16 protein-coding genes are annotated in these 15,094 nt (G+C 35.4%); 2 read left to right on the top strand and 14 right to left on the bottom strand.

Annotation, left to right across the window (positions count from 1 at the left end; translation table 11 throughout):
• The first annotated feature begins 51 nt into the window (after positions 1 to 51).
• Entirely contained in the window at positions 52 to 855 is an 804-nt protein-coding gene (locus FW780_RS19195; protein ID WP_167510760.1) for a DUF2490 domain-containing protein, read from the top strand.
• A 116-nt stretch (positions 856 to 971) separates the two neighbouring features.
• On the opposite strand, the gene FW780_RS19190 is transcribed toward FW780_RS19195, so the two are convergent.
• Positions 972 to 1,667 (bottom strand): hypothetical protein, encoded by a 696-nt coding sequence (locus FW780_RS19190; protein ID WP_149835242.1) that lies wholly within the window; start codon positions 1,665 to 1,667, stop codon positions 972 to 974.
• Between the two features lie 396 nt (positions 1,668 to 2,063).
• Positions 2,064 to 3,596 (bottom strand): M20/M25/M40 family metallo-hydrolase, encoded by a 1,533-nt coding sequence (locus tag FW780_RS19185; RefSeq protein WP_149835241.1) that lies wholly within the window; start codon positions 3,594 to 3,596, stop codon positions 2,064 to 2,066.
• 191 nt (positions 3,597 to 3,787) lie between these two features.
• Between FW780_RS19185 and FW780_RS19180 the strand changes: the two genes are divergently transcribed.
• The gene (locus tag FW780_RS19180; RefSeq protein WP_149835240.1) at positions 3,788 to 4,384 is read left to right on the top strand and encodes an FMN-dependent NADH-azoreductase; all 597 of its coding nucleotides are present in this window, start codon (positions 3,788 to 3,790) and stop codon (positions 4,382 to 4,384) included.
• Positions 4,385 to 4,671: 287 nt separating this feature from the next.
• On the opposite strand, the gene map is transcribed toward FW780_RS19180, so the two are convergent.
• From map to FW780_RS19125, 12 genes are all read right to left on the bottom strand, one after another.
• Entirely contained in the window at positions 4,672 to 5,436 is a 765-nt protein-coding gene (gene map, locus FW780_RS19175) for a type I methionyl aminopeptidase (RefSeq protein ID WP_149835239.1), read from the bottom strand.
• Between the two features lie 691 nt (positions 5,437 to 6,127).
• Positions 6,128 to 6,553 (bottom strand): hypothetical protein, encoded by a 426-nt coding sequence (locus FW780_RS19170; RefSeq protein WP_149835238.1) that lies wholly within the window; start codon positions 6,551 to 6,553, stop codon positions 6,128 to 6,130.
• Positions 6,513 to 6,809 (bottom strand): hypothetical protein, encoded by a 297-nt coding sequence (locus tag FW780_RS19165; RefSeq protein ID WP_149835237.1) that lies wholly within the window; start codon positions 6,807 to 6,809, stop codon positions 6,513 to 6,515. The genes FW780_RS19170 and FW780_RS19165 overlap by 41 nt, the downstream gene beginning before the upstream one ends.
• Before the next feature lie 93 nt (positions 6,810 to 6,902).
• Positions 6,903 to 7,205 carry an NTF2 fold immunity protein gene (locus FW780_RS19160; RefSeq protein WP_149835236.1) on the bottom strand — a complete coding sequence of 101 codons (303 nt, stop codon included), beginning with the start codon at positions 7,203 to 7,205 and terminating at the stop codon, positions 6,903 to 6,905.
• 167 nt (positions 7,206 to 7,372) lie between these two features.
• Positions 7,373 to 7,837: a hypothetical protein gene (locus FW780_RS19155; protein WP_149835235.1), complete on the bottom strand. Its 465-nt coding sequence runs from the start codon at positions 7,835 to 7,837 to the stop codon at positions 7,373 to 7,375.
• Between the two features lies 1 nt (position 7,838).
• Positions 7,839 to 8,000 carry a hypothetical protein gene (locus tag FW780_RS22520; RefSeq protein WP_167510759.1) on the bottom strand — a complete coding sequence of 54 codons (162 nt, stop codon included), beginning with the start codon at positions 7,998 to 8,000 and terminating at the stop codon, positions 7,839 to 7,841.
• On the bottom strand, positions 8,000 to 8,392 hold the full coding sequence (locus FW780_RS22595) for a hypothetical protein (protein ID WP_149835234.1): 393 nt from the start codon (positions 8,390 to 8,392) through the stop codon (positions 8,000 to 8,002). Before FW780_RS22595 ends, FW780_RS22520 begins: the two co-directional genes overlap by 1 nt.
• Before the next feature lie 490 nt (positions 8,393 to 8,882).
• Positions 8,883 to 9,518: an immunity protein Imm33 domain-containing protein gene (locus FW780_RS19145; RefSeq protein WP_149835233.1), complete on the bottom strand. Its 636-nt coding sequence runs from the start codon at positions 9,516 to 9,518 to the stop codon at positions 8,883 to 8,885.
• Between the two features lie 81 nt (positions 9,519 to 9,599).
• On the bottom strand, positions 9,600 to 9,983 hold the full coding sequence (locus FW780_RS19140; RefSeq protein ID WP_149835232.1) for a DUF2750 domain-containing protein: 384 nt from the start codon (positions 9,981 to 9,983) through the stop codon (positions 9,600 to 9,602).
• 56 nt (positions 9,984 to 10,039) lie between these two features.
• Positions 10,040 to 11,008 (bottom strand): polymorphic toxin type 8 domain-containing protein, encoded by a 969-nt coding sequence (locus tag FW780_RS19135; protein WP_241676947.1) that lies wholly within the window; start codon positions 11,006 to 11,008, stop codon positions 10,040 to 10,042.
• A 66-nt stretch (positions 11,009 to 11,074) separates the two neighbouring features.
• Positions 11,075 to 11,614 carry a suppressor of fused domain protein gene (locus FW780_RS19130; protein ID WP_149835230.1) on the bottom strand — a complete coding sequence of 180 codons (540 nt, stop codon included), beginning with the start codon at positions 11,612 to 11,614 and terminating at the stop codon, positions 11,075 to 11,077.
• A complete protein-coding gene (locus FW780_RS19125; protein WP_149835229.1) occupies positions 11,611 to 15,090 on the bottom strand; it encodes a DUF6443 domain-containing protein in 3,480 nt (1,159 codons plus the stop codon). Before FW780_RS19125 ends, FW780_RS19130 begins: the two co-directional genes overlap by 4 nt.
• Positions 15,091 to 15,094: the final 4 nt, after the last annotated feature.

The following is a 15,094-nucleotide window of genomic DNA, read 5'->3' as shown; positions in this document are numbered from 1 at the left end:
GCCTTCTCATGGTTTCGCAGTCATTTAAATTTAACAATAAAGCAGTTATCCATGATGTTGAGCATAAAGAGATTTTTTGCAGGATTATTTTTATTGAGCTGTATAGGTTCAACCTTAAAAGCACAAATTAGCCCTCCTGGATTGGGAGATGCCAATAATGCATTTTGGGGTGCATTCGGAGTCAAAAGACAGCTGGATTCTCTGGGAAAGAAGCAGGCATTGAGCTATATTGCCATCGGGAGAAAAAGCAGTCCGGATGATCATAATTTATTTTCAAAACAGGCTATTATTGTTTTAAATCATGAAGTGTATCATTCTTTTGCACCTCATCAGCAGTACAGCTATGCAATCAGCTACCGCCGGCAGCCTCAGTACGAAAGCACAGTTCCTTATGATAAAGAAAATACAGAGCAGGAATTCAGAATTTACGGAAGATATGCCTATACTTTTGACCTTGGAAAAAAATGGAAATTAAAAAATACGGTGCGGCAGGAATTTAGGAAATTTTTTGATGCAGGTTTTCATCAAGTAGAAGAAGATTTTCAGTTCAGAACCCGTATCAAGAGCCAATTAACCTATAATTTATCTCCTAAAAACAATCAAAAGCTGGCATTGAGTGCAGAAGCCCTGTTTTCCATCAGCCACCTCAATGAACCTGATCCGCAATGGAGTTCATTCGGATATCGTGAAATGCGGATTGCAGCTTACTATATGTTTACAATTCCTAATTCGCCTTTTACAGTAGATGTAGGATATATGGATGATCTGATCAGAGACAGCCGAAGTATTCATCATGGAGGAGTTCATTATCTGGCGGCAGACCTGATCTGGAATATTCCTTACAGAAAGAGATAGTAAAAGAATAATTTTATAACATCACATACAAAATCCCAGTCATCACTGACCGGGATTTTTGTTGAAACATAAGTTTCTCTGCAATATAATTAAGTATGAATGTTTGGTGTAAAATTTTAGTTGCACAACGTCAGGAACTGGCGGCTCAATTGTACATTGAATTTGGCTTCAGCTTTTGAACGTGCATAAATAGTTTGTTTAAAAGCATGTACTGTTTTCAGTTTCTGATCTATGAACTCTGCAATCTGCACAACAGAGAAAAGGAAGTCTCTATATACTGCCATATTAACTGTCTGACCATAGTAAGGAAGGTAAGCTTTTAAAAAAGGAATTGCTTTCTGATGGCGGTTGTAGCTGATACAATACCCTACTCCTTCCATTGATGTAATAATGGTATAGTTATTAATATAGTCCTGAATATTTTTGGTACCATCAAGAGTCTGAGCATTTTTTGAACAAAACTTGTTAATCTTATCCAGAATATGCTGAGCATATTCCATCATGGAAATATTTTTAAATTCAAAAACCTGATTCATTCCATTGGCTGGTAAGGCTCCATTTTCACAATCAATGCAGAACGATATCCCGATTTTTTCATGATAAGGAAAAAAACAGTCTTTCACTTCAATGGAAGCATCCGGCTTTAACATGTCATCTCCAAAATTGTAATAGACATACGGACCATAAAGCTCCGCAAGAGCATTCAGATAATCTGTTTCGCTGGTATTATGATATTCTTCAAACCATTTTTCAAGGTTATCGTAATAATTACGTTCAAAGTCGTTAAAGTTTAAGTAAAATGGCAATTCCATAGCTCTGTAATTTTGATATGACAAAGCTATATCCGTAATGCGACAAAACTTGACGTAATATATTTTTTGTAAAAAATTTTTAGTCAAAGGTCAATTTTTATTTCGCAAAGTCAATAGTGAATATGATTTTAATGCTAAGATTCGCAAGGTTTATTAATAGATAAAGCTTATTGGGATAGCAAAGGCATTTTATTAAGCTGAGATTACAACCTACTACTGAGTGAAACGCCTCTGCGATCGAAAAATTATATAATATTATAAAAACTTTGCGAACACTGCGTTTAAATTTAATAGGCTTCCTATAGATTTAAAAAATAGCAATTTGAGCATTCACAACCCAGATCCCGAAACTTAAAAATCCACAAGCAAAGCGAATTGACCATTCACTTTTTACATCTACTTATCATAATTTTTCATCACATACTCAAAGTAATGGATCATTTTCAGGTAGTTTTCAATGCTTAGATATTCATTGGTGCTGTGGATACTTTGCTGTTCTGCACTGTTGATCTTGATCGGCATGAATCGGTAGACATTTTTACTCACGATCTCATATTTTCCGGCATCTGTTCCTGCCATAGTAAGGTATGGAGTGACTATAGCTCCGGGATGAATTTCTTTGACTCCGGTTTCTATCATTTTAAAAGCTTTCGTATTGGTTGGAGAAATCGCGGAGGCCTCTCTTGTATTGTCAATTTCTTCTACCTCAACATCAAAACCTTCAGTTGATTTAGCAATATGATCCCGCACATCCTTCACTGAATTTCCGGGAAGTAATCTGAAATTAACCACAAATTCCACTTCGGGAGAAAGCACATTGGTACCATCACTTCCTTTCATCATTGTGAGAGCTGTAGTAGTTCTTACCAATGCGTTGGTTGTATTGTTTTTGGTAAGTTGTGAAATCAAAACAGGTTTTAAAAGCCATTGATTGGCCAGTGCCATTCTTGTTGTAAAAGGCATTTCTCCTCCTATATTATTAAAAAATTCTTTGATTAATGGGGTGATCACGGGTTTCATCTGGTCATCTTCCAGACGCTGCATAATAACTGCAGCTTTCCCGATAGCACTTTCCATTGGAGGCATAGAAGAGTGCCCGCCCAGTCCCTTTACTTTTATTTTTGCGGAAAGAAATCCTTTTTCAGCACATCCCACGACTGCAACATCAGTGTCAATTCCTGCAACGTTTCCTTTTCTCATGATCAATCCGCCTTCATCGTAAACAGCATCGAATTTCAATCCTTTTTTCTTAAAATAATCTGCAATCTGGATCGCTCCTTTTTGACCGCCCACTTCTTCATCAAAACCAAAAGCAAGATAAATATCACGTTGTGGAATCTGCTTATTTTTAATCATAGAATTCATGGATTCCATTAAGGAAAAGAGCATTCCTTTCATGTCAATCGCTCCTCTGCCATAGATTCTTCCATTGGCTACAGCTCCGGAAAAAGGGGCAAAATCCCAGTCTTCTGCAACTTTTGCAACAGGTTCGGCTGGTTTATCATCCGGACGGAATATGTTTTCTTCATTATTCTTTATATCGGCATCCCCCGGCGGCACAACATCCATATGGGAAAGGAATAAAATAGGTTCCAAGGCCGGATTGCTTCCTTTAAGCCTGAACACCAACCCATACTGGTTTACTTCAAGATTTTCCGTATTCTGATAGACTAATGGATAAGATGTTTTTAAATAAGTTTTGAACTGATCAAACGGGGCATAATTGAATTCCCCTAAACTTCCTGTAGAAACGGTTGGAACTTTTATTCCTCCCGACAGTCTCATCACTGCAGAATCATTTTTTACAGGCTTCCACCCCTCACCTACGCCTAAATTATTTTTCTTAAACGGATAGGTATAAGTTTTAATCAATACAACAGCGGCCAAAATGACAATGATTCCCAGAAGGATTAAAAGAACTTTTTTCATAGCAGATAAGTTTTGCGAGATGGTTTGATTCTATAAATATAGCAAAGTATTTATTGTTTAACAATTTAAAACCAGCTTTTTCAATCGCAAAATCTCCTGAATACTGCTTTTAAAATTTTAACCTGATAAAAAAAGTAAATAACCTGTCCCCATTATGAAAATCTGATCGTCATGATAACAAAAATAAAAGTATGAAGAATATTTTGCACATTATTTCCAGTGCGAGAGGAGAACTTTCTTATAGTAACAAGCTTAGTGCTTTCATTTTAGAAAAGCTTTTACAACAGGGCAATATCAATAAGATAACAGTCCGGGATCTGGTTAAAGAAACTCCGCCTCATGCTGATGAGATGTCTATCCATGAGTTTTATAAACATCCAAGATTATATGATGAACAAAGTCAACAGCTTCTCTCCTATGCCAATACCATTGTGGAGGAAGTGCGTGAGGCAGATATTATTATCATTGGAACTCCTGTTTTTAATCTGGGAATCTCCACTCCTTTGAAGGCATGGCTGGATCAGCTGATCCGGGTGGGGATTACTTATGTTTTTGACGAACATTGGAATCGTGTGGGACAGTTTAAAGGTAAAAAAATATATCTCTCAATTGCTTCCGGCGGAAGAAGTATTGAGGAAACTCCTGATTATATTTCTGATTATCTCAAAGATGTTTTCAAAAGTTATACGGGAATAACAGATGTGGAGACGTATCGTATTGAAGGGACTATGGAGAGTGGTTTTATAGCAGATTATGAAAGTGTTCTGAAAGATTTTTATGCTTCTTAATACTAGGTTTTATGGTAAACGCAAAGTTTTCAATTATTGATTCTGAATTTAAGGGAGTAAGGAAGAAATCAACACGTTGATTGGATGAAGCTTTGGGATTTTAATGACACTATTAGTTTGTTTTTAACGCAAGGGCGCTAAGTTTTTTACTAATGTATATATTTTAAGGCGCAAGAAAATCAAAGATTTTCAGCAAGGAAATTATGATAAAATCCTGCGCCTAAAAAAATACTTTTATCGAAATTGGTGTCTTTGTAATTTACAAATCACACAAGAATAATCTGTACTTAATTCAGGATTTCGTTCATTTCGGTTAAAATGATTGGTTTTCCATCGGTGATAACAATCGTATGTTCGTGCTGAGCCATATAACCGCCTTTATTGCCCACCATGGTCCATCCGTCTTTTAATTCTACTGCAAGATTGGAATCGGTGGAAATAAATGTTTCAATAGCCACCACAGAGTTTTTCTTAAACCGTCTGGTGTCATAACGGTTTTTGTAGTTCAACAGTTCATCAGGCTGTTCATGTAAACTTCTGCCTACTCCGTGACCACCAAGGTTCTTAATGACTTTAAGGCCTCTTTTCTTTGCTTCTGTTTCCATTAAATGCCCTATGTCTGCGATTTTTACTCCGCCTTTTATATTATCAAGGGCTTTTCTCAAAATATCTTTAGATGCTTCCACCAACTTTTGATGTCCGTTAATATCTTTACCGATCACAAAAGAGCCTCCGTTATCAGCCCAATACCCGTCCAGTTCGGCAGAAACATCAATATTGATCAGATCGCCTTCTTTCAAAATCCTCTGATTGGTAGGAATACCGTGGCAGAATTCATTATCCACGCTAATGCATGTCCAGCCTGGAAATCCATAGGTCAGATAAGGCGCTGACTTTGCCCCGAAATCTTCCAGTATTTTAGCTCCGTATTCATCAAGATCTTTTGTAGTCATGCCGGGTTCAGCATACTCCGTCATTTTTTTCAAAGTATAGGCAACGGCTTCACTTACTTTTTGCATTCCGATCATCTGATCTTCGTTGGTGATTGACATAGTTTTGTTTGTTATTGAGAACTACAAAGTTAGGAAATTAAAATATTCTGATACGATTTGTTTTAATTACTAAAACCCGTAGTGGAAAATGAGATTATCAGTACTTTAATATCCTTCTCCCCCCTTCACTAACCCCCTCTACCCCCTTGAGTAAGGGGGTACACCCAGTTATATAAGGGGCTAGAGGGTGTTCCTTAACGGTCTCCAGCCACTTTGATAAGTGGGTAAAGGTACTCATAGAACGGTCTGGAGACCGTTAAGGAAGTAGTTCGAGGCTGTTCCGAAGGGGCTCGAGACAGTTTACAGAATGAATCCCGGCACTTGATCAAGTGTCTCGAGATACTTATAATAGTGTTTGAAGGCCATTTTAAAGTGTATGAAGATAGTTTACAAAATGGTTATAACAAATTAATGATGTGTATCAAGAGGCCTGCTATAGTAGTTGAAGGCATTTCTGAAGTGGCTGGAGACAGTTTATAAACTAGTTCCCGACATTTTAACAGGTATCACAGGAATATTTTGCCGGATATTAAATGGATGAAAAATTGCATGACAGATAAGAAGCTTGGGTATAAAGCTCATAGGAAAAGAATAAAACCACTGCTTTTGCAGTGGTTTTTAATTTTATCTATGCATGCGCTAGCAGGGGCATGGTAATTGTTTCTATCTACTAATAGTTTCAAACATACTTTTAAAGCCAACCAATAATATCCTCTTTTCCTTTGCTTATTGAAAGTAAATATTTTACTTTATTATTTTCAATTTTAATAAAAAATGGAACTTTTAGATTTTTGTTTTCTAGAATATAAACACCTTCAGTTATACCATCTAAATTAGGCTTTTTACTTTTATAAGAGTTATAATCTGTAATAGTAAATTCACAATTATATTTATTAAATTCCTTTAATACTTGAATATATCCCTCCTTATACTCTTTTGGTTTATCTTTATAGTAAGAGTCATAAAATTTTTCTGCACTCTCATTACTTAATTCATTAAAAAAAGTTGCAAAAACCGGGTTACTATACTGTTGCTTTGGTTTCGAACAGCAAAAGCAGAAAAAAATAACTACTAAACTACAAACCAATACTTTTAACTCTATTGTTATCGCTCTCATTATTTTTATTTTTTGGTGTTTTTGAATTACCTTCAGGGGTTTTTCCCTTGCGAATATTATTATTTTGTTCTCTTATATCTTCTCCTAAACCACCCGGATTATGTCCTTTGAATCCACCATATGAACTTGTAGTTTTTGGTAATTTGACACCTCCTGCTATTACAGTATTTATAACAAAGTCAGCACAATTATTGATATTTAGTATTTTAATCTGATTCTTCTGTATAGTTGTAAATATTATTTTCTTTTGAGGCATAAAACAAGCAACCATTTAGATTGCTTGTTGTTTGAGCTGGCTACTCTCAGTCTGTATATGAAAACAACCAGCAAATTATAAAATACAATCTATTTACTCTCCGTGTGTATATTTAATCACTTCTTTAGTTTTTACATTTACTTCTGCATAAGCAACACCTCCTATTACTGGTGGTTTAGGAAAGTTTCCATGCACAGTCCAAATACTATCATTTTTCCTTTCTGCAACGAACGGTTTTTGTTTATTTATTGTAGATTTTCCATAAACCTCTTCCCATTTTTTTTCAGCTACAGAAATTGCAATCTCTTTATCAGTAATGTTATTTTCACTTTTGTTAGATATTCTTTGCTCACAACAAGAAAGAGAAACTAGCAATATAAAAGTATAATATTTCATTTTAAATTATTTATTGGTGACGTGGTAATTGTTTTCGATCTATCAATGGTGCTTGTTCTCGATTTTGACGGATCTTTTGCTTCAATATCTTCACCTCCAATTGAAGTTCCCATAAATCCATCATTCTTGTTATAATAATTACAACCCTGTTTTCAGAAAAATTATAATTACTCAATAGCTAAAATTCGAGGATAATCAAAGTATTCTACATATAGTTTATCTTCTTTTTCATAGTAACAAACACCTATATAATCAAACCCTTTTTTTTGATTGATTAAAAATTCTTTGCCATCAGATACTTTTATTTTGATAGCTCCTTCTTCTTTTTTAACCAATTTAAATTTTTGACCATAATGATCATTATTTGAATCCTTAGGAAAATCCAAACTATATTTTTTATTAATTTCTAATTTTTTATTATAAAAACAATTATACTGAAATAATAAGACAATCTCATTCTCTTTTTTTGCTAAATACTCTAATATATCTTTGAGACTTTTATCAACTTCTTTCTTTTTTTCTGTATCTAAATTTTCATATTTAGCATAAGTAATTATTTTTTTAGTCTGACACGAAACAAGATTCAATATTAAAAAACTTGTAACGAAAAATATTTTTTTATTAATTTTCATTCTAATTAGGGGTTTGATTTAATCTTTGTTGCTCTTTTTCTTTTCTTTCTCTATTTTCATTAGTAATTCTAATGTGATCCTTTATATCTTTTGTTTGAGATGGAGTTAGATTTGTTCCTGATGTATCTCGTAATTCAACCTTATTATTATCATCAGAATTCATCAATTTTTTTGGTTCTCTTTAGTATTTTCAACCTTACTTGTTTCAGCGAATATATGTGGCAAACTTGCTTTGTGTCTAAGTTCGTGTGCTAATGTTCTTGGACTGTCTTTTGATGTAACTTGACCATCATAAATATTTCCATCAGGTATATTGTATCCATTGGTTATAGAAATCATTCCATCTGCAGTAAACTTTGCTACAGGCTTAGCCAGTTCAATCGTAAATTTCGCCTCAGCATCTTCAATAATATTCACCGTCATTCCATTTTGGCTTAAAATAGCCGAAGCATCTTGCAAAAGTGTTTTATTATAATCAGTTCCTAACTTATTATCAATCTTTATTCTCCATTCGATTGTGGTATCATTTATTAATACTGCTTCTAAGCCTTCCAATTCTCTAGCATCAACAACTCTATTTTCAGCAAAATTATAATGAGACTGGTAAGAGTACTTTTCACTTAAAGGGTCAACATTAAAGAACCTTCCGATCGCAGCATCATAGTTCCTCTATCTGTAAGAACTCCATCCTGTTTCCGTTTGTTTTTCCTGTCCCTTGGGTAGAGCATTTATAGTTAGGTGTTATTGAAACAGCAGTACTCAACTCTCCACCAAACTCTAATCCCAAAGGATAAAAATGGTTAGTTCTGTCTATTTTCAGGCTACCGGAACATCTTTGTAAAACGCTAATATGATGTTTCCTACCTGATCTGCACAGTGGTAAATATATTTATTTAATAAAATAGCACGGATAATAAACCCATGCTATAATTTCATTAACACATATTATGCTCTTCTATTCTTAATCTTCTATTAATAGGCTTTCATCAAACCATATATCTGCATATCCTTTACTCTCTTTTAATGATATCATTCTAATTGGGAGTTACTCCTCCTCATCCTTATATATTCCAATATTTCCTTCTTTCATGATAAATCTGTATCCAAATGGTATGGCTAAATACTTTAAAATATCAGGACGAGCAAAAGCAACATGATAAAAATGCACCATTTTTAATGACTTAATATCGTCATTATAGTCATCCGTGATAAGGTACCATCCACTCTCATCTTGAGGTGAGTCATATCTAATTCCTTCGATGTCTTTCCCTTCATAAACACCATCTGATATAACTACGGACTGACTGAAGTTTGGAAAGAGAGGAATAAGATTTTGTTGCCAGCATATTTCCCCTTGCTGCCTGACAACTGAAATTGCCGTATCACAACCTTTATTAAAACTACTACCATCAGAGTTTGCTTCATATATATCATAGCAGTTATCTTCATCCAATCTAAATTGTAAAAGCCATGAATAATAACCAATATTTTGGTTTTCAGATATGGTCGGTTTACTATCTACAATATAATCTATAATGTATTTAATAACGTCAATATAATTTTCAGGTTGATTATTAACAATAGCAACTCTGATTTCTTTACTTATATAAGAATCTAATCCTTTTGTTTCCAAGTAAAGACTATCTACAATATGTATTTCAATTCCTTTGTATTTTATCATATGCATTTATGATCCATATCAATAAACCCCTGCATTTCAGCAAGGGCTGTTTCTATTCTAATGTGGGTAAAAAAACTGGGATTATTCTATTTTATCTAGCTCTTCCTGCAAATCTCGATTAAATTCTTCGAGACTTACTACAAATCCTGATCTTCCATTTATAGGGAACACATTTATTAAATAATTTTCAGAATTAATAATATCGAATACATTTTCTTTCAAATCATCTATAGTCAATTTTAAAGGTTTACAATCTTGCCAACCTTCTTCCAAATACAATGTAACAAACTCTTCAGATGGCCAAAACGAGATAAGACTAAATTCATCAATTTCTGAAATAACATAATCTCCATCCTGATCAATAATTGTCCAAAGCTGTTCAAAGTCTGCGGCCTTCTTTATAAAATATTCATATCTTTTAAAAGGCTCTAATTTTAAAATGTTTTCGATTTCTTTGCTATGCATAATATTAATTTTATTTTTCACCTTCTACAGGTCTTTCTTTATTCTTTCTTCCTCCATTATTCATATTTGTGCTGTTTCCTATGTAAACTCCTATCTTGTAAATGAGAATATTTATAAGAATAGCCTTTCGCAGCCTCTCGTCCTCTTTCATGGGCCAAATCCTTTCCGGGAGGGTTTCTGATTGTAGTTCTCTTTCCTTGTGCAACTTTATTTATATCAGACTTTAACCAACCCTTATCAGCTTTCCCTAGCTTAGGTTCTTCTGCTAGCTCTATTAGTCTTGCCTGTTTACCGGTTCTTCCTGCTTTTTGTAAATTTTTAACTTCTTCAACAGCTTTTATGGCTGGAGCCTTTCCTCCTTGCATTGTAAGCACACCTTCAGGCCCACCAAGAGCTGCCATCCCTAAAGTAGCCAAGTCAAAAGAACCATTTACTACTTTTTCTTTAAAGGATTCTTTCGGAACGCCAGTTAACAGAGTTAAGCTACCGTCCTCATCAACAACATATTTATTTCGTACAGCATCATTAGTTATTACATTAGCTGTTCTTACAACACTATTAGAAAAAGCTGCTCTTATACTATTAATCCCTCCACCAATAAATTCGGCAAATTCTACGGGATCACCAGGAAGGCTAACCTCATTTACCTTTTTAGCTTCCAAGCCTTCGAGCTCTCTTGCATCAACTACTCTGTTTTCTGAGAAATTATAATGTGACTGATAGTCATACTTTTCACTTAATGGATCAACATTAAAGAACCTCGCCATCCCTGCATCATAATTCCTCCAGCGGTAAGAACTCCATCCTGTTTCCGTTTGTTTTTCCTGTCCCTGGGAAGAGTATTTATAGTTTGGTGATATTGAATTAGCAGTACTTAAATCTCCTCCAAACTCCAATCCGAAAGGATAAAAATGGGTAGTCCTGTCTACTTTCAGGTTCCCGGAAGCATCTTTATAATACGCTAGTCTGATGTTTCCTACCTGATCGGTATGGCCAGCATAAAAATTTAGGGTATTATAATACAATACCCTAAATTTTATAAGTTGCCACATCGGGTCATTGAGATAGTCTTACATAATCTTTTACAAATCTTACCATACATAAACTTCCCTATTCAAATCCCAAAGATTATCAATTTCATTTTCTTCCAGAAATTCTTCAAAACTATTCCATCCCTTTTCTTTTATCAACTGAGCTTCTTCATTATAGACTGGAATTATCAGTGGAAAAATGACTGATCTGTCCTCCAAATCAAGCTGTTGTAAATGTTCATCAAAATAAAAAGGTAAAGTAAAATATAATGAATTCATTTTAGTCTCCGAAGTCATCGTAAAATCAAATGATATAACATCACCTCTCTGAACATTTATATTTTGTTCTATTACGTATTCAGAAAAACTCGTTAAGAAAGAAGCTATTTCATCTTTACTAAACTTATTTTCACATACGAGAATAAATTCAAAATAATAACCAACAAAGTAGCGATTAAGCCCTAAAGTTGAATATGTTCTTAATTCTTCAAAGGGAATATTCTCATATACTGATATTGTAACTTCATATCTCTTATCTGTAATATTTATGGCATTGGATATTTCACCAATATATTTTTCTAGGTGCTTTACTATTTTCATCTGTGAAATCTTGAATCGTTATCTTTTGCGGATCGGTTACAGCCGAAACATTCTACTTCTACTCCTGTATTATAATTATCTAATTGTTCCTTTCTTGTCATTCCATCATGATTTCTATTTACCCACGAAGGATAATGGCTTGCATCCCAACCATCAGGACCACTTCTTTTTTCTCCTTTGTGTGGATTTCCCTTAACATTCTTTTTACATGTCGGACACATTTTTGTATTTGGTAATGTGCCATCTTTTGCGTTATCCCAAGCATCTTTCAAAGTTTTTTTCCTAAATGATCCTCGTTTAGCAATCACTCTTCCTTCAGCAGCGGCCTTAGCTTTTCCTGTTAATTGCTTTGCAGCAGCTTTAGCTTCTTGTATTGCTTTTAAAGCCGGAGCCTTACCTCCTTGTGCTGTTAATGCTCCTTCAGGTCCACCAAAAGCTGCCATTCCTAAAGTGGCTAAATCAAAAGAACCGTTTACAACTTTTTCTTTAAAGGATTCTTTAGGAACACCAGTCAAAAGAGTTAAACCACCATCTTCATCAACTACATATTTATTTCGTATGGCATCATTGGTAATTACATTAGCTGTTCTTACAACATTGTTTGAGAAGGCTGCTCTTATGCTATTAATTCCTCCACCTATGAATTCTGCAAACTCTATCGGGTCTCCAGGTAGGTCCTGTTCTCTTTTAGTACTTTGCCACTCTAATCCCTCTAATTCTCTTCCATCAACAACTCTGTTTTCAGAGAAATTATAATGTGATTGGTAAGCATATTTTTCACTTAATGGATCAACATTGAAGAACCTACCCATGGCAGCATCATAATTTCTCCATCGGTAAGAACTCCATCCTGTTTCCTGTTGTTTCTCCTGTCCTTGGGATGAATACTTATAGTTTGGAGATATGGAAAGAGAAGTCCCTAAATAATCTCCAAACTCCAATCCGAACGGATAGTAATTTGTAGTCCTGTCTACTTTCAGGTTTCCGGAAGCATCTTTATAATACGCCAATCTGATGTTTCCCTGATGATCTGTATAATTGTAAATATACTTATTTTGAACGAAATCATAATACCCCTCTGAGGTAGGTACAAAATTTAAAACATCATTGGTATATTGAAATCCATCCAGATAATCAGTTTTGTCAATGGTTTCCATCTGTCCTCTGCCTGATGCATAGGTATACACTTTTCTCAATTTTGCTCCAGCTGCGTTGTATAAGTACTTCGTATTTACATTATAGTCCAACACTCCTGGATTCAGGTTTCGCGGTACATAGGTTTTATCAAACTTGACATAATCAGGCAGATTCAGATAATTGTAATCAATCTGCAAAATGCCTTTATCCACATGATCTGTCATGTTTCCATTAGCATCATAGGAGATGGGGTTACCGGAAGAATCAGGATAACCATTATAATTTCCAGAAGTTTCTGTGACAGAAGTAAGCCTGTTTCCAGAGTAGACATAAGAAAGATCATCCATCACCTGAGCTCCTAAATTCTGGAGCAGCATATTTCTTTTCAGGCTCTGGATATTACCATTAACCTCATAAGTAAGAGCCTCATTGTAATAATTATTCTTTGGAACCGTTGCATTGGGTTCAGAATAGATCCCGTTTTTTAATCGTTCTAATCCATCGTACTGATAATTATATCTTCTAAGCGTTCCTCCATCAGCAGCCTGCCAATCTATTTCTGCAATATTCCCATTGTATTTCCCGGTAGAAACTGTAGAATATACAGGGTTATGGTATTTAATTTCATAGGCAAAAAGCTTCCCGTTTAAATTCGTAGGATCATTCACTTTGGTAAGCCATCCCCTGATATTGTAGGTCTGGTCTATAGACTGCAAAGGGGTACCCGTGGTATTACCTGTCTTTTTATTAGTAAGCTGTCCCAGGTCATTGTAGATGTTTTCTACCATAAGTTCTTCTGTTAGACTGTTCACCTTATGATAGAGCTTCAGAAGTCTTTTTTGGTCGTCGTATACAAATCTTTCTTTGATAACCACTTCCGCATCTGCACTTCCTTTTTTGTGATAGGTATAACTTTCATCCACAGCACCGGAGAAATCAAGTTTAAATTCCTTTTTGGTATATCCTCCTAAATGATTCCAGCTTTTCTCAGCTACCTTTCCACCTTTGGTATTGTAATAGAAATAAGTTTTGGTCCAGTTATCATCTTCAATATTCTTTATATAAGAAGCTGTAGGTAGACCCTGGGTATTGACACCTCCATTAAGCGTTTTGTCTTCGTTGACTACAAACTGATCGAGGATTTTCGCAGGTGGAAACTCCTTTGCATCCCTTGGATAAGAATCATAGTAATTGACGGTAAGCAGTTTAGTAAAACCCGGAAGGAAATTATTGGTATAATACAATACAATGCCATCTTTGGCAAATCCATTGGCAGTTGGCTCTTCACTGATAACAAGACTAGCGATCTGGCCTTGCATACTGGCTCTGTCCCCTCCAGTAATAAGCCCTGTATAGGCAACACGGCCAAAAGCGTCATATTTGGTCAACAGCCATTGTCCCTTATTTTTCAGGTTAACATCCTGAGTAAGCACCGGACGGTCAGCAGCATCATACACCACAGATTCCCAATCGTCTCTTCCCGGCAACCTTTTTTCCACCTGTCTGTCTAATCCATCATATCGGTACTGGTAGCAATAGGTGTTCAAAATATCTGTGGTAACCACATTATTATTTTGTTCAATCTTTTGCAAGGCCAAAGCAGGTATTACAAATGCCTTTTGCCCGTATTCGTTATAAACATAATAGGTGTCGATGTTCTGCGATCCGTCTGTTCTACGCACCAGTACAGTCTCACCGCGTCCATTCTGAAACTCTATGACAGGAGTTCCATCTTCATCCGTTACAGTATTCTTGTATAAAGTGCCAGCATTATAAAAAATACTGCCCGGCGTTAGGGACACAGAAGAAACAGTTTTGTTATCCGCCCCTACTGTACCTGTGGTTGTACTCGTAATAAACTTCTTAACCTCTGTCCCGAGGTTCACCTCATATTTAAATTTCTGGGTGTGTCCGCTGCTCATCTTCCAGGGATCACCCGGCTGAGCCAACTGCTTTACCCTGTCTAAGGGAGATTTTTCAATTTCCTTTTCTGTGTAGGCATTGGTGACACCGTAATAAGAATTAGCAGCAGTTTCATTCACAATCCCGGTATGAATGGCTGAATTGAGTGTAGTTGCAGGAACAGGAAGGATATCCTTATCCTGTCTTCCAAACCCGTCATAGGTAATAGGGGTAACCAGGTCTTTTCCCGTGGTAGTCGCTTTTACACTGACAATCTGCTTGGGTCTTCCCAGTCCATCGAAATAGGTAATGGTCTCTGTTTTCTTTGTACAGTCACCGCTTAGACAGGTTTTGGATTGTATATAGTTTTCTGTTTTACTTTGCGCATAGGTTGCCATTGCTGTAAACAGCAGACCTAAAATTTTAATTTTTTTCATTGGT

Source organism: Chryseobacterium sediminis, from assembly GCF_008386505.1.
Taxonomy (GTDB): Bacteria; Bacteroidota; Bacteroidia; order Flavobacteriales; family Weeksellaceae; genus Chryseobacterium; species Chryseobacterium sediminis.
This window is presented reverse-complemented; position numbering and strand designations above follow the sequence as displayed.